The following is a 19,879-nucleotide window of genomic DNA, read 5'->3' as shown; positions in this document are numbered from 1 at the left end:
GCGAGCTTAATCGCGCCTGCTGTTTCGTAAAGCGGGAAAAGCAGGCCGGGCCCCACGTCAGGCGTTTCTGTATTCATGCGGCGCCATGGGACGCCGTTTCTCCATGAGCTCATTCAAGGGAACCGATGTCCCGTCCGCCTGCTGGATGCGCACATGCAAGGGTTTCAGCGCGCGGGCGTGGGGCGCGCCGCAGGAATGGGCGATCATGGCGACATCCTTGCGCATCTTGTCGAGATAGTTCGCAACACGCTTCGCCTTCACCTTCGGATCGAGCCCGCCTTGCAGATGTTTCTTGTGCGTGGTGACGCCTGTCGGGCAATTATTGGTGTGGCAGCGCATGGCCTGAATGCAGCCGATGGAAAACATGAAACCGCGCGCGGTGTTCACCACATCCGCGCCCGCGCAATAGGCCCATGCAACCTCGGCCGGCGTCACTAGTTTGCCTGAGGCGATCACCTTGATGCGCTGGCGCAAACCGCGACGCTCCAAGATATCCGTAAGCATCGGCAGCGCCTGTTTCAACGGCAGCCCCACATTGTCCATCAGCGACATGGGCGCCGCGCCCGTGCCGCCGTCGCCGCCGTCAAGCGTAATAAAGTCGGGCGCCGATTCGACGCCGCGCCGGTCGATGACGTCGCATAGTTCGTCGACCCAGCCATAAGCGCCCATGACGGTCTTGAACCCTGTGGGCAGTTTTGAAACCCGGCGCACGCGGTCGATGAAATCGAGAAGCTCTTCCACATTGTCGATTTCGGGATGACGGTTCGGAGATATCGACGCCTTGCCCACGGGGATATGCCGGATCTTCGCAATCTCTTTCGTCACTTTCGCCCCCGGCAGAATGCCGCCCTTGCCGGGTTTGGCGCCCTGCGCCAGTTTCACTTCGATCATCTTGACGTTCGAATGGGCGGCGATTGTCGCAAGCTTGGCGTCGTCGAGCATGCCCGCGGCATCACGGCAGCCATATTTCGCCGTACCCATCTGGAAGATAACGTCGCAACCGCCTTCGAGATGATAGGGCGCAAGACCGCCCTCTCCCGTATTGAGCCAGCAGCCGGCAAGTTTGGCGCCGCGCGACAGCGCCTGCACGGCCGGTTTTGACAGAGAGCCGTAACTCATGGCGGAAATATTGATCACCGATGGCGCATAATACGGATTAGGCGTGTACGGACCGAATTCCACGGCCGGCGGATCGGACGCTTCTTCATCGAGGCGCGGGAACGCGCAGTTGATGAAGATCGGCGTGCCGACCAGCGTCAGATTGCGGGTCGACCCAAAGGGCTGGGTGTTGTTGCCGCCTTTTGCGGATTTGTAAATCCAGTCGCGTTCCGCGCGGTTGAACGGCATCTCCTCGCGGTCGAGGGCGAAGAAATATTGCCGGAAGAATTCGCCAAGCCGCGTAAAGAGATCGCGGAACCGGCCGATCACCGGATAATTGTGACGAATGGCGTCGCGCGACTGCGAGGCGTCTGAGATATACATGAAGATGACGGCGAGCACGCCAAGCCCGACAATGAAAACGAATATCGTCGTCAGGAGCTCAAGCCCCGTCATCGTGAAACGCGCAAGAAAGTCCATAAAACTCGCCCCTTTGATGTCGGCGCGAGCCCTACTCTCTATTCATTCGCGCCGAAAGCCAATCGACGCGCCGACATACAAAATGTGAAGTTCCGTGAGCGCTACTCCGCCGCTTCCGCCTTTTGCGGCGGCGTCCATCTGAGAACCGGATGGCGCGCCGCCGCGGTTTCATCGAGCCGGCGGCGCGGGGCGTAGACCGGCGCGGCCTTGAAGGCCGCGCTCTCTCCCGCCTTTGCGCGTTTCGCAAGCGACAGAAGCGCGCCGCAGAACAGATCGAGCTCGCGCTTCGATTCCGATTCCGTCGGTTCGATCAGCATGGCGCCGTGCACGACCAGGGGGAAATACATGGTCATGGGGTGATAGCCCTCGTCGATCATGGCTTTCGCGAAGTCCACCGTCTCGACGCCAGTGTCTTTCAGAAAGCGGTCGTCGAACAAGGCTTCGTGCATGCAATAGCCGTCAAAGGCCGGCGTCATTTCCGCTTTGAGGCGCGCCAGCACATAGTTGGCGTTCAACACTGCGTCTTCTGACGCTTGGGCGATGCCATCCTTGCCATGGCTCATCATATAGGAAAGCGCGCGCACGAACATGCCCATCTGGCCGTGGAAGGCCGTGAGGCGCCCGAAGCTTTCAGCGCTCTCCCCTTCCGCTTTCGCGGCGCGGCGGGTTTCGACGAGATCGTATGTTCCATCCTCGCAAACGACGTAAGGCACGGGCGCGAAGGGCGCGAGCGCTTCGGAAAGCACGGTCGGGCCCGAGCCCGGCCCGCCGCCGCCATGGGGCGTCGAGAATGTCTTGTGCAAATTGATGTGCATGGCGTCGACGCCGAGATCGCCGGGACGCACTTTGCCCGCGATGGCGTTGAAATTCGCGCCGTCGCAATAGAAATAGCCGCCCGCTTCGTGCACGGCGTCGGCGATGGCGCGGATGTCGCGCTCGAAGAGGCCGCAAGTGTTGGGGTTGGTCACCATGATGCCGGCGACGTCATCCCCAAGTTTCGCCTTCATCGCCTCGAGATCGACGCGGCCGGTCTTGTCGCCGGGAATATTCTCGACCTTGAAGCCGCACTGCACGGCGGTCGCCGGATTGGTGCCATGCGCGGATTCAGGCGCCAGCACGCGCACGCGCTTATCGCCTTCGCCGCGCGCGACAATCGCCGCCTTGATCGCCATCATGCCGCAAAGCTCGCCATGGGCGCCCGCTTTCGGCGACATGGCGACGGCGGGCATGCCGGTCAGTTCTTTCAGCCAATGTGCGAGAGTATCGATAAGTTCGAGCGCGCCCTGCGCCTGCGCCACCGGCGTCAGCGGATGCAGATCGCCAAAACCGGGGAGCCGCGCCATTTTCTCGTTGAGGCGCGGATTGTGTTTCATGGTGCAGGAGCCGAGCGGGAACGGCCCCATATCGATAGCGTAGTTCTTCTGCGACAGCCGCACGAAATGGCGCATGGTCTCCGGCTCGGAAAGACCCGGCAGGCCGATATCCGTGTTGCGGTCGAGGCCGCCGAGGCGGTTTGTTCTCGCCTTCGGCTCGGGAAGATCGACGCCGGTCTGCTGATAGGAGCCGATCTCGAAGGAGAGCGCCTCCTCGATCTGCAGCGCCTTGTTGCCGGTGAAGGTTTTGACGTTGGTTTCCTTTGCGTCGCTCGCGCCAGAAGTCGGCATTGTGGGGCGGCCTTGGTTGTTCATGCTCATGACAGCGCCTCATTCAGTTTCGCTGCGAATGTTTCGATATCCTTATCCGTCACGCATTCCGTCGCGGCGACGATCAGAAGATTGTGCGCGGCCTTGTCGTGCGGCCACAGGCGGGCGCCGGGCACGCCGGCGAGAACGCCGTCTTCCGCCAGTTTCTCGACAACTTCCGACGCATCTTTCGGAAGGCGCAGGGTGAATTCGTTGAAGTAGCTCTTGTTGACCACCTCGACGCCTTTCACTTTCGAAAGCGCGTCGGCGGCCTCGCAGGCGGCTTCGTGGTTGAGCATCGCAAGCTTGCGCAAACCCGCCTCACCCAAAAGCGTCATGTGGATGGTGAAGGCCAGCGTGCAGAGCCCCGAATTGGTGCAGATGTTCGACGTCGCCTTGTCGCGGCGGATATGCTGCTCGCGCGTCGAAAGCGTGAGAACAAAGCCGCGCTTTCCTTCCGCATCCTGCGTTTCACCGCAAAGCCGGCCCGGCATCTGGCGCATATATTTCTGGCGCGTGGCGAAGAGGCCCACATAAGGTCCGCCGAAATTCAAGCCGTTGCCGATGGACTGGCCTTCGCCGACAACGATATCGGCGCCCATTTCGCCGGGGCTTTTCAACGCGCCGAATGAGACCGCCTCCGTGACCACCGCCACAAGCAGCGCGCCTTTGGCATGCGCCGCCTCCGCGATCGGCGCCAGGTCGCGCACATTGCCGAAAACGTCGGGCGACTGCACGATGACGCAGGCCGTGTCGTCGTCAATCTGCGACGCGAGGTCTTCCGTCGCGTCAACATCCATGGGCGCCGCCGCGACCTCGGCGTCAACGAGTTCGAGATTGGTGCGCGTCACCGCGCCGTAATGTGGGTGAAGACCGCCGGAAAGCAGCACCTTGTTTTTCTTGGTCACACGCCGCGCCATCAGCGCCGCCTCGGCGCAGCCGGTGGAGCCGTCATACATGGAGGCGTTGGCGACCTCCATGCCGGTCAAGGCCGCGACCTGGGTCTGGAATTCAAAGAGATATTGCAGCGTGCCCTGTGCGATTTCCGGCTGGTACGGCGTATAGGCGGTCAGAAACTCCGAACGCTGAATGATGTGATCCACCGTCGCCGGAATATGGTGCTTGTAGGCGCCGGCGCCGATGAAGAAGGGTCCCGCCCCCGCCGCGCGGTTCTTCGCCGCCATCGCCCCGAGCGCGCGCTCGACTTCGAGTTCGCCCATGTGATGGGGCAGATCGAATTTCGCGTTGAGCGCGTCCTTCGGCACGTCGGAAAACAGCGCGTCGATGTCCTTTACGCCGATGCTTTTCAGCATCGCCTGACGATCGACCTCATTATGGGGCAAATATCTCATCGTAGTTTCCTCAACGCACTCGCTTGCAGTGTTTTAATTCCCAGCGAAATCCTTGTAGGCGCCTTCATCCATGAGCGCATCGATCTCTGCCGGATTGGACGGTTTGATCTTCACGAACCAGGCGGCGCCCTGCGGGTCTTCATTCACCTTCGCGGGCTCATCGACAATGGCGCTGTTGACCTCCACGATGTCGCCGGAGATCGGAGCATAAACGTCGGAGGCGGCTTTCACCGATTCAACAACCGCCATTTCCTCGCCCTTAGCGAAAGTCTTGCCGACTTCCGGCAATTCGACGAAGACAACATCGCCAAGCTGTTCGGCGGCGTGGGCGCTAATCCCGATGACATAAGCATCGCCCTCGGTCTTCACCCATTCATGATCTTCGGTGTATTTCACGGTCATTATTTCCTCCCTAACCTCGGTAATAGCGATGAGGAACAAAGGGCATGTCGGCGACGACGGCCGGCAAGGGCTTGCCGCGCACCATCAAATGGACCTGCGTTCCTGTTGTTGAATAGTCCGCGTCGACATAACCCATGGCGACAGGTCCGTTGATGGTTGGCCCGAAGCCGCCAGACGTCACTTCGCCGATAGTCTTTCCGTCCGTAGACTGAATTTCTGCGCCTTCGCGGGCCGGCGCCCTACCTTCAGGGCGGAGCCCCACCCGCAGGCGCTTCGGTCCCTCTGCGAATTCCCGCTGAATGCGCGCAGCGCCCGGAAAGCCGCCTTCTTCGCGCCGGCGCTTGCCCACGGCGAAGGCGATGTTGCCTTCAACTGGCGAGGTTTCCGGCGTCAGATCGTGACCGTAAAGACAAAGCCCCGCCTCAAGGCGCAGCGAATCGCGCGCTCCGAGCCCCACAGGCTCCACTTCCGGCGCCGCGAGCAGCGCTTTCGCCAGAAGCTCCGCATGAGAGTTGGGAACGGAGATTTCGAAGCCGTCTTCGCCCGTATAGCCAAGCCGGCTCACCACGACATAAGCGCCGTTGTCGGCGGCCGGCCAGGAATAGCCGCGCATGGTCATGAACGTCTGGTCGGCGGCGCCGGGAATAAGCCTTGCAACAACCGCCGCCGCTTTCGGGCCTTGCACGGCGAGAAGCGCGCGGTCATGCGCGATCTCCAGCCGCACGCGATCGCCGAGCTTTTGCTGAACAAGAGCGAAGTCTTTGTCTTTGCACGCGGCGTTCACAACAAGGAACATCATGCCCTGAAGGTCATCGCGCAGCGGACGGGAAATCATCAGATCGTCGAGAACCCCGCCTTCTTCCGAAAGAAGAACCGTGTAGCGCGCAGCGCCCTTTTTCAGCTTCGCGATCTCCCCGGGCATCAGCGTCTCAAGCGCAGCGGCAATCGCCTCATGGGCGCCCGGCGCGCCCCGCTCGACTTCGAGAGAATGCAGGAAAGCCTGTCCCATATGAGAGACGTCAAAAAGGCCGGCCGCCTCGCGGGTGTGAAGATGCTCTTTCAGAACGCCAGAGGAGTACTGTACCGGCATCGCATAACCGGCGAACTCCACCATCTTCGCGCCGAGCGAAAGATGCAGGTCGTAAAGAGGCGTCTTTTTTAGTTTGCTGTGATCCTGATCCGGCATCCGGTATTCCCATGACATATCGCCGCCTAGTCGCGGCGACCCCGGCTGTCACGGGAACCTGAGAGATTTCGCAAAAAACGCCGGTCTAATGCGGACGCGTCTTTGCTTACTCCGTCGGTGGAGCAGCGCTCTATCTAATGGCGCCGCACGCTTTCCAGCCTGTATTGCAGCAAGCGGTCCTTTTGCCTGAGAGTTTCCGGGGCGGTTGCTCCTTCGGCGTCCGCCTCCGCCTTCCGGCTTTGGCGTGATCTCTCCCGCATGCTGCGTGTCCGCCAAGGGCGAACATGGCGCGACATTAGGCGCGCCGTTTCCAGAGTCAATCGATCTGATATGAAGCCGCAGAAAAACTTATGCAGCCGCGGCCGCAGCCGCGCAGGACCGGCAATGACCCTTAATTTCAAGACGCGCCGTGTGCATGTCGAAAGCAGCCGCGCGCACCGCCGGCGCAATATCCGCTTCCACCGCAACCACCTGAAGCTCCTTGACCGTGGAACAGCTTTCGCAAACAAGAAACGTCTGGACCACATGCGGGCCTTCGTGATTGCACACGACAAACGCGTTGAGGCCGTCGAGCTTGTGAATATGCCCCTTGGCTTCCAGCCCGTCTAAGGCGCGATAAACCGTCATGGGCGCGCGCACGCCGCGCTCCTTCAGCCGGTCAAGAATTTCATAAGCCTTCAAGGGGTCCCTGCTGGCCGCCAGCACGTCCCACACCAGTTTCTCGTTCTTCAACAGCCCCGCCGGCCTTTTGCGGGAGCCCCCGTCGTCGTGATTATGGCTTTTATCACTCACAACTTCTCTCCTCGTCCGCTGCCTTTGTTATAGCTTTGTTATATCATCCTGAAAACCCTAGTGGCGGTAGTTTTTTTCCCGAAACCAGGTCGATCCAATCCACTTTCCGCCTGACCTGACCGCGAGACCCGCGTGCCGTGAATCGGGATCGGGATCGCCATTTTTCTTAAGATTCTCAAAGACGAGAACGTCCCCCATTCGCCCTTTGAAGGCAAGGTCAGGGAGAATAAAACGCGTTTCGCCGCCCTCATAGTCCTGATTGAGATAAAGGAGCCCCGTCGCTGCGCGCTGGCCGCCCCGGTCGAGTTCCGGTCCCGGAGGCAGCCAGTCGCAATGCGGCCGGTATTCCTTTCCAGGCGCGTAAAAGAGGACGCCGAGACATTCGGCGGTTTCCGGCGGCCGGCCCGCGAGCGCCGCAAGCCGGCGGTTGACCATGACCAGGGCAAGATCGAGATCGACCAGCGCGAGGATCGCGGTCAGCGAGGTTCGATAGGGATCCTGTATCGACGCGCCGGTGCGCGGGTCGGCGATCATGGAGGGCGCGAGCAGACGCGCCGCAGAGGCGATGACATATTCGCACTCCTCCGGCGTAAAAGCGCCGCGGAAAACCCGCGCGGGCGGCGCATCGCACAAGACTTCCGCTTCGGGCGAAGGCGGCGCCGGCTCTTCGCCCAGCTTTTCCGCGATACGCTCCCAGTGCGGCGATAACGGTTGAAAGTTTTGCGATCCGTCAGCGCTTGCAAATGCTGTCCGCAGCGACGTTGCATGCGGATATTGCGCGCGTTCTAGAAGGTCGAGATGAGCTTTTGCTGCGTCAGCATCCGCATGCCTGCGGGTTTCCCCGAAGCGGCGCACGGCCACCGCGCCGGCGACGGGATCGCGCGGCGCCGAAAGAGCAATGAGCGACGCGCCGTCTTCATCGTTCGGGTCCGCAGCGAAGAGCAGCATTGCAAGTTCGCGCATGGCCGGCGCCATGCCCGCTTTCGCCGCTTCACTCACAAGCCTTACCGCCTCGCGCCAGTCGCGTTCAACTCCCAAGCCCATGGCGTATAGAACGCCTAGGAGGCGCTGCGCCAGCGCCGAACCATTGTCTGCGGCTCGCCTGAGTTTCTTCGCAGCCTCTTCAAGACCGGAATCATGCAACTCGCGTGTTGCAAGCGTGTAAAGCGCGTCGCCGAAACCTTGCGCCGCGGATGCATTGAGCCAGCGTTCCGCTTCGTCTTTGGCGCCGGCGCCGCTCAACTGCGCCGCCAGCATATATTGCGCACGCGCATCGCCCGCTTCGGCGCTGCTTTTCAATTGGTCCAGTGATGAGGTCGGCGTCATTGCGCGAGGCTAGCACTCGCCTCACGATCAGGGCCAGCCGACGCGATCGAAAATCTGCACGGCCTCAGCCTGATGCTCGCCCAGCGCCGAGGCCGGAAGCTCGTCCGCCTTGAAATCGGCGTAGGCGGCGATCGGCCCCTCCGCTGTTATGCCGGGGACGACCGGGTATTCGTTATTGCCGCGGGCGAAGGCGGTCTGCGATTCATCGCGCAGGAGAAAGGCGATCAGGCGTTCAGCGTTCTCCGCATTGGGCGCATGTTTCGCAACGCCGGCGCCCGAGATGTTTACATGGGCGCCGCGGCCCGCCTGGTTCGGGAAGAAAAGCTCGAACTTCTCGCCGATCTCTGCAGCTTTTTGGTCATCCGCACCCTTGTAGCGCGCGGTGTAATAGGAATTGACGATTCCGAGACGGCAGAGCCCGGCGGCGACCGCTTCGATTTGCGACGTGTCGTTTCCTTGCGGTTTGCGCGCAAAATTGGCGACGACGCCTTGCGCCCATTCCTCTGCGGCTTTCGTGCCGTCATGAGCAATGATGGAAGCGAGCAGCGACTGATTGTAGATGTTCGACGAGGACCGCACGCAAATCATGCCGCGATAGGCGGGGTCGGCGAGATCTTCGTAGGTCTCAAGCCCTTCCGGCAGGCCCATTTCCTTGTTGTAGATGATGATGCGCGCCCGTTTCGAAAGCCCGAACCATTTTCCGTCCGGATGGCGATATTGCGCGGGGACGCGTCGTTTCAATTCTTCGCTGTCGATGGCGCGGAAGACATCGCGCTCATCGGCGCGCCACAAAATCCCGGCGTCGGCGGTCATGAAAATATCGGCCGGGCTTGCATCCGCCTCCTGCGCGATGCGCTCAATGAGGGCGTCGCCCCCCGCCTCGATCAGATTGACGCGAATGCCGGTTTCCTTCGTGAACTGGTCGAAAAGAACGATGTCGGAATCATAGTGGCGTCCGGAATAGACATTGACCTCGCCAGTGATTGGCCGCGCCTCCTCTTTCTCGCCGCAGGCGGCGGCGAGCAAGATTGCGAAACCAGCGATCCAGGCCTTCATGGTCATTTCCGACAAGCTTTCTAAATTGCGAATAATTCTCAGTATCAATCTATCAGAGCGGTTTGTAAAAGCAAGGCGCGAAGCGACGCACCGGGTGCAACCCAATCAGTGAGAGAAAACAAAGACTTTCGTCCAGTCGACGGCGACGGAGACGCCGTCGCCAACCGCAGGCGGAGCGTCCATCGTCACCCAGAGCGGAGCCTCGCCCGGCCCTTCGAGACGAACCCGCCAACCCGGTCCCGCAAAACGGATATCGGCGACCCGGAACCGCGAGAGCTCGTCGGGAGACGCCGTCAGGCAGTCGGCGCGCAAGACGGCGCGGGCGGGGCCCGATCTCAGACCCGACGTCTGAACCTCTCCCAACACGCAATGAAATACGCCGCCGCGCACTTCGCCCATAAGCGTCTGGCTTCCCGGAAACAGGCCGGCGCCATCGGGCGTTTGCGGACGTTCATACAACTCTTCGGGCGCTGCTGTTTCTATGATCCCGCCTTCGCGCATCAGCGCGATGCGGTCGCCGAGGGCCAGCGCCTCGTCGGCGTCATGGGTGACGAGAAGCACGGCCGCTTTCTGTTCCTTCAGCACACGGCGCAATTCTTCGCGCAGGCGGCGGCGCAGCGCGACATCAATGCTGGCGAAAGGTTCGTCCAGCAACAGCGCCTTGGGTTTGCGCGCAATAGCTCGGGCGAGCGCCACGCGCTGCTGCTGGCCGCCGGAAAGTTCATGAGGGAAACGCTTGGCCAAGTCTTCGATGCCAAACGTCGACAATTGGTCTTCGATGCGCGCTTTCGCGTCGCCGGCGCCTTTCAACCCGAAAGCAATGTTCTTTTCGACCGTCAGATGCGGGAAAAGAACGTAGTCCTGAAAGACGAAGCCGATAGGCCGCTGTTCGGGGGGCGTCTCCCTGCCCGGCGCGGCCAGCACGGCGCCGCCAAGGCGCACCTCCCCCTCCTGCAAATGCTCAAGCCCTGCTGCGATCCTGAGCAAGGTGGTCTTGCCGCAGCCCGAAGGGCCGAAAAGGCAGACGATCTCCCCCGCCTCGACGGAAAGGCTCGACCCGTGAACAGCGGCGACGCCGCCATAGCGGTGAGAGATGCGATGGAGATCGAGGCTCATGAGACTTTCGGCGCCGGTTTCTTCCGATGGGGATTGGGAATTGCCTCACTTTCGCATAGATGTCACCAGTTAAGAACGAGAATTAAGAACAGAGCGCAGCGGCCATGAGCGAAATGACGGCGAGGAAGGGAGACAGGCGCGGCGGCGCCGCGATCCTTTTGATCGCCTTGTTCGCCGCCGCTCCAGTGGGCGCGATGCTCGCCGGCGCGCTGGAGGCGGACGCGGCGCCCTCTATCTTCGCCAGCGATGTGGGCCAGCGCTATGTGGCGACGACATTATTGTTATGCGCGCTGGCCGGCGCCGGCGCCGGGGTCGTCGGCGCCATCGCGGCGATGCTGGTCTCCCTGACGGAGTTTCCGGGCCGCAGGATTCTCGGCGTGGCGCTGGCGCTTCCTTTCGCTATTCCGGCCTATGTCGCGGCCTATGCTTACGGCAATCTTTTCGGTCCCTTCGGACCGGTCGCCGCGATCATCGGCGCTGAGGCGCTCCCCGAAATCCGCTCACTGCCGGGCGCGGCCTTCGTCCTGATGCTGACGACTTATCCTTATGTTTATCTCGCCATGCGCGCGTCGCTCGCGGCGCGGTCGGGCGCGATGATGGAGGCGGCGAGGATGCTGGGCGCCAGCCCCTTGCGCGCCAGCGCCGGGGTGTTGCTGACCGCCAGCCGTCCTGCGTTCTTCGGCGGGCTGGCGCTGGCGCTCATGGAAATCGCCGCCGATTACGGCGTCGCCGATTTCTTCGGCGTTCCCACTTTAAGCGTCGGCATTTTCCGCACCTGGCACGGGCTCGGCGATTTGCACGCCGCCATGCAGCTTGCTGCGGCGCTTTTTTTCGTGGCGCTCCTGCTCGTGCTCATGGAAAGCGCAAGCCGCAGGGGGCGCGCCAGCGAAGACGTGCGCGCGGCGAGGAAGGCGCGCCGCATCCGCTTGTCGCCGCTCCAGGGCGCCGTCGCCTTTCTCATCTGCTTGGCGCCGGTGCTGTTCGGTTTCATCGCGCCGGCAGGGCTTCTGATCTCCATACTGCAGCCGGAGATGAACGCCATTGTCTTGCGCGGGCTTGCGCAGGCGGGAATCAACACCGCGCTGATCGCCGCCGCTGGCGCGCTGATCGCAGTTTTCCTGTCGCTCCTCCTCGCCTACGGCGCGCGCGCGGCGCGGGGGCGATTCATCAAACTCGCCTTGCGCGCGGCGACGCTGGGCTACGCCGTGCCGGGCGCTGTCATGGCGATCGGCGTCCTCGCCCTTTCAGCAAGTCTTGCGCGCGTTTCCGGTCATGCGCTCGCCGGCGGCGCGCTCGTTCTTCTTTACGCCTATGTGGCGCGGTTCCTCACCGCCGGATACAACGCCGCCGCAGGTGGCCTCGCGCAGATCAGTCCGCAAATGGACGGCGCCGCCAGAACGCTGGGCGCCGCGCCCGGCCGCGTCATCAGGGAAGTGCACTGGCCCATGGCGCGGCTCTCACTCCTGGCAGGCGCCGCCATCGTCGCCATCGACATCGCCAAAGAATTGCCCGCAACGCTGATTTTACGGCCCTTCAATTTCGAAACCCTCAGCACCCAGATTTACCGGCTCGCGTCGGACGAACGGCTCGCCGACGCGGCGCCCGCGGCGCTGATACTGATCGGGCTCGGGCTTCTTCCGTCCATCGCGCTCAGCCTGATCGCGGATGGCGGACAAAAAAAGACCCGCAAGAGCGAAGCGCTTGCGGGTCTTGAAACGCAGACAGTGAACTAAGTTATTCGCCGCCGCGATAGGCGAAGGGAAGATCGCCCCGCTCAAGATTACGATAGCGCTCCATCAGCATTTTCTGACGATTGTTGAGATCCTGCGGACGGCCGTTGATGTAGACCGCCTCCGGCCGCGTCGTCACTTCCAACGGATCGCCGTCCCAGATCACCACATCGGCGATCTTGCCCGCTTCGAGCGAGCCGAGCTGGTCGCCGAGGCCGTAGAATGTCGCCGGGTTGAGCGTGATCGCCGCGAGAGCTGCATCGAAGGGCAAGCCTTCAGCGACGGCGTTGCCCGCATGCTGACGGATCAGCCGGATGTTATGAGCGTCGTCGAAGAACGAGATCTTGACGCCCGCCTGATGAAGCCGCGCGGCGTTTTTGAGCGTCGCATCGATATCCTCGAACTCGCCCGGCAGGTTATAAAGCCCGCTCGTGATGACCGGAATATTCGCCGAGGCGATGTCGCGCGCCACGCGCCAGGCTTCCGATCCGCCGAGAATGATGACGTTAAGACGATAGGTGTTTTTCAGCCGGATCAGCGTGCGGATGTCATTGGCGCTGTTTACGGAGACGATCAGCGGCTGTTCGCCGTTGATGACGGGGCCGAGCGCTTTCAAATCCGACACGGCGAACCGGCCGTCATGAGGCCGCCTTATATAGTCGTTGGGATTGGCGTGATAGGAACGCGCCTCGTCAAGATATTCGCGCAAGACCGCCCAGGCGCCCATGCGCGTGCCGCCCTGGCGTTCGGCGCCGCGCTCGCCCATGGCGACATATTGCGCCGCCTCGGCTCTGGTGACGGAGTTCGGCCGGCCCGAAAGGTCGATGACCGCGCCGAGCCCCGCGAAGAAAGACGGTCCCGGATTGGGCGCCATCAAGGCGCGGGTGACGCCCGCCGCGCGGTTCACCGGAATGAGCGATGACGAAGGATTGTACGCGTCGATGGCGTTAAGCGACGCGCCGAGCGGGAAGCTGTCCGTGGGCGACTGCAGCTCCGGCGTTGCGTCGTTGGAATCGGCGACGGCGCCGATCTCCACGAGGCCGATGGCAGAGACTGGCGAGAAAAGGCCGGGGGTTACGACCTTGCCCGACGCGTCGATGACGGTCGCGCCCGCCGGCGCCGAAAGATCGGCCCCGACCTGCGCGATGCGTCCGTCGCGGATGATGACGTCGCCTTCCTCAATAACGCCGCCCGAGACGGTGTGGACGCGCCCGTCCATGATGGCGACGGTTTGCGCGCTCGAGGCGCCCGCAACAACAGATGCGGCGGCGATGAAAGCGGTGAACGTTTTCATGAGATTTCTCTTCCTGATCTTGCCGGTCATTGTCCTGCCCCGCCCGTGAAGTCGTTGTCATGAAGGCCGAGTTCGAAATCGACCCGCGGCGACAGCTCCGGATTAGAGCGGTCATACATCAGCGCGCCGTCGATATAGACCTTCTCCGCCTTGGCGTAGACCGAGAAGGGATTGCCGTTCCAGACAACGACGTCGGCCATTTTTCCGGCTTCAAGCGTGCCGGTTTCATCGAGGATGCCCATGGCGTCCGCCGGGTTGGCGGTGATCCAGGCGATGGCGTCTTCCGGTTCGATGTCGATGCCGATGCGGCGCCCGTCGGCCATGGCTTTCGCCGCTTCCTGATTGAGACGCTGAATGCCCAGCGCATCGTCGGAATGGATGATGGCGCAGCCACCGGGCTGGGCGTGCACCAGCGCCGCGTTTTCGCCCACCGTGTCGAAGGCTTCGAGCTTGAAGCCCCACCAGTCGGCCCACACCGCGGCGCAGACATTGTTCTCCGCGAGATAGTCGGCGACTTTGTAGGCTTCGATGGCGTGATGGAAGGTCCGCACCTTGTAGCCGAACTCCTTGGCCATATCGAGCACCTGCACCATTTCATCGGCGCGGTAGCAGTGCATGTTGACAATGACGTCGCCATTGAGCGCGCCGGCAAGGGTTTCAAGCTTCAGATCGCGCGTCGGCGCTTCCGGCGCATCGCCCTTGTCGTCGTCGTCATTGTCGACCCACTCGTCGTAATCGGCCCAATAATCCTCCCACTTTTTCTTGTAGGCGGCGGCTTCGATCCAGGCTGAGCGATAGCCGGCGAAATTGCCCATGCGGGTGCCGGGACCGCCGCGCTCGCCATAGACGCGCTTCGGATTTTCGCCGCAGGCCATTTTGAGGCCGTAAGGCGCGCCCGGAAATTTCATTCCCTGTACGGAGCGAGAGGGCACGTTTTTCAGGATCGCGGAACGCCCGCCAAAAAGATTTGCCGAGCCGGGAAGAATTTGCAGCGACGTGATCCCGCCCGCGAGCGCGCGGGTGAAACCCGCATCCTGCGGCCAGACCGAATGTTCGGCCCAGACATAGGCGGTATTGGGGCTGACGACTTCATTGCCGTCTGACGTCGATTGATTGGACGGGGACGGATAGTCGCCGAGATGAGAGTGGATATCGATAATGCCCGGCGTGATCCACTTGCCATTGGCGTTCACCGTGCGCGCGCCCTCCGGCGCTTCGATTTCGCCCGCGGCGCCGACCGCAGTTATCTTGCCGTCGGTAATAAGAACCGCGCCATTGTCGATGCGATCGCCGGCGCCGGTCAGGACGGTCGCGCCGGTCAAGAGCACCGTTTCTCCGGGATAGGGCTCGTAGGTGGAGGGGTATGGATCTGACGGAGGCCGCACGGGGCCCTTCGCGTCGTCTTCTTCCGCCGCTGCGGCGGTCTCGGCAGGCGCCGCAGCTTCGGCCGCATCCGCCTCTTCGCTGTCCGCCCCGTTTTGCTGGGCGCAGGCGCTGAGCATCAGAACGGCGAGCGCCGTCCATCCCGTTTTTCGCATAGGTCCCTCGACTGGCTGCGGCGCTTATTCGACTGCGCCGGTATTTGTGTCATAAGACTACCGCAAAATCGGGGCGCGGCCACCCCGCAGGGGAGCGGGGGCGGCAACGGCGCGGACAGATTGGCGGCCTTCAACGCCGCACGGGATGGGAGACTTTGATGACGACAGGCAAGATTACCCGGCGCGCAGCGCTGTTATCCGGCGCGGCCATGGGCGCCGCGTCCTGCACGGCCACGCCGAAGATGACGCCTTATGTCGCAGTCAGCGAAGCCCCCGGCGGCGTCTTTGCCCATGGCGTCGCATCGGGCGATCCGGCTGCGACGTCTGTGGTGCTGTGGACCCGGGTGTTCCAGGCGCTTATGTCTTCCAATCCTTCCTCCCTGACCGTCAGCTGGCAAATCGCGAAGACCGAAGACTTCGCCGTCATCGTCGATGAGGGACGTTTCACCACAAGCGCGGTCCGAGACTGGACCGTCAAAGTCTTGGCCGAAGGGCTCGAGCCCGGCACGCATTACTATTATCGCTTCGAACTCGGCGGCGCCTTTTCGCCGACAGGCCGCACCAAGACCCTGCCCGAAGGCGCCGTCGATCAGGCGCGCTTCGCCGTCATGTCGTGTTCCAACTATCCGTTCGGTTATTTCAACGTCTACGATCTCGTCGCGCGGCATGACGATCTCGACGCCGTCATCCATCTCGGCGACTATATCTACGAATACAGCAATGAAGGCTATGGCGGCGACGCCGGCCGCGCGCTTGGCCGCTCCCACGAGCCGCCGCATGAAATCATCAGCCTCGCCGACTACCGCATGCGTCATGCGCAGTACAAAGCGGATCCGGCGTCCCAGGCGATGCATGGGAAGCATCCGCTGATCCCGATCTGGGACGATCACGAAACGTCGAACGATTCCTGGTCCGGCGGCGCGGAGAACCACGACCCGCAAACGGAAGGCGATTGGGACGCGCGCCGCCGCGCGGCGCTGCAGGCCTATTACGAATGGATGCCGGTGCGCGAGCCGGAGATGGCGCGGGAAGCGTTTTTCCGCTCCTTCTCCTATGGCGATCTCCTTACCGTCGCGGCGCTGGAAACGCGCCTGATGGCGCGGGCGCGGCAGTTCGAATATTCCGAAGTCATCCCGACGCTTCAAACGCCCGAAGATGTCGCGCATTTCCGCGACGTGATCTTGTGGGACGAAACGCGCGAAATGCTCGGCGCGGCGCAGATCGATTATCTCGACCGCACGCTCAAAACCTCCGTCGCGAAAGGCCAGCCCTGGCGGCTCATCGCCAATCAGGTGATCATGGCGAAAGTGACGGCGCCCGATCTCAACCCGCATGTGACGGAACCGCAAATCGTCGAGCTTGAGCAGCAATGGAACGAGGCGCGCGCCTTCGTCAAAATGTCCGCCCTCGGATTGCCGCTCAATTTCGACGCCTGGGACGGTTATCCCGCGGCGCGCGAGCGGTTTTACGATCTTGTGCGCGGCGCCGAGGCCGGCGGCATGATCGTCGTCACCGGCGACACCCACACCTGGTGGGCGAACGATCTTATCGACAAGAACGGCGCGCATATGGGCGTCGAGCTCGGCACGCACTCGGTCACATCCCCCTCGCCTTACCGCAAGGAGTTTCTCGGCGGCATGGGCGCGGAATATGCGCTCCTCACCAATCGCGACAACAAGGATGTGCGCTATCTTTCAGGCGAATATCATGGCTTCATCGACCTGACGATCACGCGCGATGCAGCGCGGGCCGAGTATAAGGCCGTGGATACGATCGATAGCGGCAATTACAACGCGTTCGTCCACGCCGCCTTCGACATCGCGCGCGAAGACGGCGATGCGGTGTTTTCCGACATGGACGGCGCCGGTTTCAAGGACCGCTATCTCTTCGGTAAATAAGCGGCGGCCTTTGATATATTTTCGCGCTCGGCCGGCCTATGTTAAAAGTTCCGGCAGGAGGGTGAGATGGCTTTCATTTCTCGCATGATCGAGCAAGCGAGCTGGACAAGGTTTTTCGTCTGGTTCGTGATCCTGTTTGTGTTTTCCGCCTGGGCGTTCAATATGGACAGCCCGTGGACGCGCGCGCTGGAGGCGGCAGGCGGCGTCCTGCCCGAGACGAAGCCCGGCATCCCTGCGCTTGAACCGGTGCGCACGCTCGACGCGTTGGGCGATGACCGGCGCGACTATATCCTGTGGCAGCTTGTCGACATTCCTTATGCGCTGATGAATTTCTTCTTTGCGAGCATGGGGATGGGGCTCGGCCTCAAAGCCCTGCGTCTCGATAAAAGCATTTTGCGATTTCTGTTGGTTCTCCCGGCGATCTATGTGGTCTGCGAAGTCATCGAGAACGCCTTGGTCGCAAGTTTCGCCGCCAAAATCATTGCGCCGGCCGAAGGCGTGGTCCTGGTTCAGCAGTTGGCGACGAGTTTGAAATTCGCGTCGGGCATGCCCGCTTTGCTGCTTGGCGTTCTCGGCGCTGCGCTGGCCTTTATCGCCCTGCTCATCCGTCTCATCAGAAAGAAAACATGACCAAACACGATCTCATCGCCTATGCCTCGGCGCTGCCCAAGGCGGAGCTGCATCTTCACATCGAAGGCAGTCTTGAGCCGGAAATGCTGTTCAAGCTGGCGCGGCGGAACAAGATCGACATACCTTTCAAGTCCGTGGAGGAAATCCGCGCAGCCTATGAATTTTCGAACCTGCAGGACTTCCTCGACATCTATTATCAGGGAATGAATGTCCTTCGGACGGAAGAAGATTTTTTCGATCTCACCATGGCCTATCTCAACCGTGCGCGCGCGGACAATGTGCGGCACGCGGAAATCTTCTTCGATCCGCAAGGACACACGGAACGCGGCGTTCCTTTCGACACGGCGATCAGCGGGATTTTGACGGCGCTCGGCATGGCCAAGGCGCAATTCGGCATGACCGCGAAATTGATCATGTGTTTCCTGCGGCATCTGCCCGAAGAAGACGCATTAGAAACCCTGAAACAGGCGGAAACCTGGCTCGACCGGATCGAGGCCGTCGGGCTCGATTCCTCCGAAGTCGGGCATCCGCCGTCGAAATTCGCCCGCGTCTTCACGGCGGCGAAGGAGCGAGGGTTAAAGCTCGTCGCCCATGCCGGCGAGGAAGGCCCGCCGGAATACGTTCATGAAGCGCTGGATCTTCTCGCTATCGACCGGCTCGACCATGGCAATCGCTCGCTGGAGGACGACGCGCTGGTCGGTCGCCTCGCACAGGAGCAGATGACTCTCACCGTCTGTCCGCTGTCGAATTTGAAGCTTTGCGTCGTCAATGACATGGCCGAGCACCCGTTGAAAAAGATGCTCGACCTGAATCTGCGCGCGACAGTGAACTCAGACGATCCGTCCTATTTCGGCGGCTATATGAACGACAATTTCAAAGCCGTGATCGAGGCGCTTCCTCTGACGCGCGCTGATGTCAAAACCCTCGCGAAGAACAGCTTCCTCGGCTCATTCCTCAGCGAGGGCGAAAAACGCGCGCAGCTTGCGGCGATCGATCTTGTCTGATCAGGCGAAGCGGTGGCCGTATTTGCCGAAGACGCCGCGCAGAACCTCATAAATCTGTTCGGCTTCGAACTCCGTAAAGCCCGTCGTCAGCCCGACCTCTTTGGACCCGTAAAGAATGTAGAGGCCGTAGCCATATTCCGACGCAAGATTATGCGCGTCCGTCGTCGCCCGGCGCCGGTGAAAATCGATTTTCGTGCCGAGCCGGTTCCTGTAGCTGAGGCTGTTGATATCCTCGAAGAGGTAAAGCTTGCCGCGTTTTGCGATACCCCGGTCGTCGATCCTGAATTTGTCCGTAATGTCGCCGAGGCCCCACCACCAGAGGGCGCCCAACGCCGCCATCAAGCCAAAAGCCGGCATCGCGCCGCCTTTGTTGAAGCCAATCAAGGCGACGGCCACGGCAAGCCCAAGCGGAAGGCTCAGGATAAAGGTCAGCCATATCCGGCCGGGGGACTTCCTCCTCACGATGACTTCCGTATCGGACCCGGTCTCGTTGACCTGATAGCGCTGCTTGGCCTTTACAACTTTCGCCATATCGTCCCCGCTTGTTCGTCCGGCTCGCGGCCAGGAAATGACAATACGCGGAAAACTTTAGAGAATATTTCCTTCCGGTTTCTTTCCGGCGGGGCTGAAAATCGAAGGAGCGGCGCCGTCGGCGCCGCTCCCCTTCGCAATCACGGTAAATCAGCGGTTAATGACGAAGCTTAGTCGTCATCGTGAATCCGGCTGATCTTCGAACCTTCGAGAGACAGATTGTACATCAGGCCCTTATTGTCGAAGACGAACGCAACAATGGGCTGGTTCAACTGCGTCGTGTCGATGGCGCCGCCGGCGCCGACAGTGACCACGGCGACGGAGGCGTCAACGCCGATCTCCCAGCCCTGGCTCGAGCGGAACTTGTCGAGCGCGCCCTGATCGAGAAAAACGATGATCTGGCGGCGCGACTGACCGCCGAACTGAAGACCGATGGAGGCGGCGGCCGTGGAATAATAGGCGACCGTGTCGCCGCCAATGCGCAAAGCGCCCTGACCGTATTCACCGCCAATCCCGATGCCGCCTTTTCTGATCAGCGGAAAGACGAGAACGCCCTTGGCTCTCGCAAGCACTTCATTCGCACCGCCGATATCCTCGCGGAATTCAGCGAGCGCTTCATTCGTGCGCCGCTCGATTTTTTCTTTTGAGGCGGCTTGCGCCGCGCCGGTCGCGAACATCATCGCCGCCGCAAGGGCGAGCGCGGGTTTAAGGAATTGAGACAGGGTCATGGAAGCCTCCCGCTTGAAAGTCGGTATGGAGAATAT

17 protein-coding genes and 1 riboswitch are annotated in these 19,879 nt (G+C 61.7%); of the genes, 4 read left to right on the top strand and 13 right to left on the bottom strand.

Annotated features, from left to right (window positions below; genetic code table 11):
* Positions 1–57 precede the first annotated feature (57 nt).
* The 9 genes from ACQY5P_RS15730 to ACQY5P_RS15690 all read right to left on the bottom strand — a co-directional run bounded on the left by ACQY5P_RS15730 (position 58) and on the right by ACQY5P_RS15690 (position 10,490).
* Entirely contained in the window at positions 58–1,554 is a 1,497-nt protein-coding gene (locus ACQY5P_RS15730) for an FMN-binding glutamate synthase family protein (RefSeq protein ID WP_428410676.1), read from the bottom strand.
* Between the two features lie 125 nt (positions 1,555–1,679).
* The gene (gcvPB, locus tag ACQY5P_RS15725) at positions 1,680–3,272 is read right to left on the bottom strand and encodes an aminomethyl-transferring glycine dehydrogenase subunit GcvPB (RefSeq protein ID WP_428407818.1); all 1,593 of its coding nucleotides are present in this window, start codon (positions 3,270–3,272) and stop codon (positions 1,680–1,682) included.
* Positions 3,269–4,612: an aminomethyl-transferring glycine dehydrogenase subunit GcvPA gene (gene gcvPA, locus ACQY5P_RS15720; protein ID WP_428407817.1), complete on the bottom strand. Its 1,344-nt coding sequence runs from the start codon at positions 4,610–4,612 to the stop codon at positions 3,269–3,271. Before gcvPA ends, gcvPB begins: the two co-directional genes overlap by 4 nt.
* A gap of 33 nt (positions 4,613–4,645) precedes the next feature.
* A complete protein-coding gene (gcvH, locus tag ACQY5P_RS15715; protein ID WP_428407816.1) occupies positions 4,646–5,014 on the bottom strand; it encodes a glycine cleavage system protein GcvH in 369 nt (122 codons plus the stop codon).
* A 10-nt stretch (positions 5,015–5,024) separates the two neighbouring features.
* Positions 5,025–6,218 carry a glycine cleavage system aminomethyltransferase GcvT gene (gcvT, locus tag ACQY5P_RS15710; protein ID WP_428407815.1) on the bottom strand — a complete coding sequence of 398 codons (1,194 nt, stop codon included), beginning with the start codon at positions 6,216–6,218 and terminating at the stop codon, positions 5,025–5,027.
* A gap of 146 nt (positions 6,219–6,364) precedes the next feature.
* A riboswitch (glycine riboswitch) is annotated at positions 6,365–6,467 on the bottom strand.
* 81 nt (positions 6,468–6,548) lie between these two features.
* A complete protein-coding gene (locus tag ACQY5P_RS15705) occupies positions 6,549–6,992 on the bottom strand; it encodes a Fur family transcriptional regulator (protein WP_428407814.1) in 444 nt (147 codons plus the stop codon).
* 57 nt (positions 6,993–7,049) lie between these two features.
* Positions 7,050–8,318 carry a 2OG-Fe(II) oxygenase gene (locus tag ACQY5P_RS15700; RefSeq protein WP_428407813.1) on the bottom strand — a complete coding sequence of 423 codons (1,269 nt, stop codon included), beginning with the start codon at positions 8,316–8,318 and terminating at the stop codon, positions 7,050–7,052.
* A 27-nt stretch (positions 8,319–8,345) separates the two neighbouring features.
* Positions 8,346–9,380: a Fe(3+) ABC transporter substrate-binding protein gene (locus tag ACQY5P_RS15695; protein WP_428407812.1), complete on the bottom strand. Its 1,035-nt coding sequence runs from the start codon at positions 9,378–9,380 to the stop codon at positions 8,346–8,348.
* Positions 9,381–9,479: 99 nt separating this feature from the next.
* Complete coding sequence (locus ACQY5P_RS15690) at positions 9,480–10,490, bottom strand: ABC transporter ATP-binding protein (protein WP_428407811.1); 1,011 nt, start codon at positions 10,488–10,490, stop codon at positions 9,480–9,482.
* Between the two features lie 104 nt (positions 10,491–10,594).
* Here ACQY5P_RS15690 and ACQY5P_RS15685 point away from each other — a divergent pair, with 104 nt between their 5' ends.
* A complete protein-coding gene (locus tag ACQY5P_RS15685) occupies positions 10,595–12,223 on the top strand; it encodes an ABC transporter permease (RefSeq protein ID WP_428407810.1) in 1,629 nt (542 codons plus the stop codon).
* 1 nt (position 12,224) lies between these two features.
* Here the strand turns inward: ACQY5P_RS15685 and ACQY5P_RS15680 are convergent, their stop codons facing one another.
* Both ACQY5P_RS15680 and ACQY5P_RS15675 read right to left on the bottom strand, forming a co-directional pair.
* The gene (locus ACQY5P_RS15680) at positions 12,225–13,514 is read right to left on the bottom strand and encodes an amidohydrolase family protein (protein ID WP_428407809.1); all 1,290 of its coding nucleotides are present in this window, start codon (positions 13,512–13,514) and stop codon (positions 12,225–12,227) included.
* A 26-nt stretch (positions 13,515–13,540) separates the two neighbouring features.
* The gene (locus ACQY5P_RS15675) at positions 13,541–15,052 is read right to left on the bottom strand and encodes an amidohydrolase (RefSeq protein WP_428407808.1); all 1,512 of its coding nucleotides are present in this window, start codon (positions 15,050–15,052) and stop codon (positions 13,541–13,543) included.
* A 158-nt stretch (positions 15,053–15,210) separates the two neighbouring features.
* On the opposite strand from ACQY5P_RS15675, the gene ACQY5P_RS15670 reads away from it, so the two are divergent.
* From ACQY5P_RS15670 to ACQY5P_RS15660, 3 genes are all read left to right on the top strand, one after another.
* Positions 15,211–16,950, top strand: a complete 1,740-nt coding sequence (locus ACQY5P_RS15670; protein ID WP_428407807.1) for an alkaline phosphatase D family protein — start codon at positions 15,211–15,213, stop codon at positions 16,948–16,950.
* A 66-nt stretch (positions 16,951–17,016) separates the two neighbouring features.
* A complete protein-coding gene (locus ACQY5P_RS15665) occupies positions 17,017–17,580 on the top strand; it encodes a hypothetical protein (RefSeq protein ID WP_428407806.1) in 564 nt (187 codons plus the stop codon).
* Positions 17,577–18,584: an adenosine deaminase gene (locus ACQY5P_RS15660; protein ID WP_428407805.1), complete on the top strand. Its 1,008-nt coding sequence runs from the start codon at positions 17,577–17,579 to the stop codon at positions 18,582–18,584. Before ACQY5P_RS15665 ends, ACQY5P_RS15660 begins: the two co-directional genes overlap by 4 nt.
* On the opposite strand, the gene ACQY5P_RS15655 is transcribed toward ACQY5P_RS15660, so the two are convergent.
* Positions 18,585–19,115 (bottom strand): hypothetical protein, encoded by a 531-nt coding sequence (locus ACQY5P_RS15655; protein ID WP_428407804.1) that lies wholly within the window; start codon positions 19,113–19,115, stop codon positions 18,585–18,587.
* 170 nt (positions 19,116–19,285) lie between these two features.
* Positions 19,286–19,843: a BPSL1445 family SYLF domain-containing lipoprotein gene (locus ACQY5P_RS15650; protein WP_428407803.1), complete on the bottom strand. Its 558-nt coding sequence runs from the start codon at positions 19,841–19,843 to the stop codon at positions 19,286–19,288.
* Between the last annotated feature and the right edge of the window lie 36 nt (positions 19,844–19,879).

The organism is Hyphococcus sp. (genome assembly GCF_965267305.1).
Lineage (GTDB): Bacteria > Pseudomonadota > Alphaproteobacteria > Caulobacterales > Parvularculaceae > Hyphococcus.
Note: the sequence above shows the minus strand (reverse complement) of the source record. Positions and strands in the feature narration are given on the sequence as shown.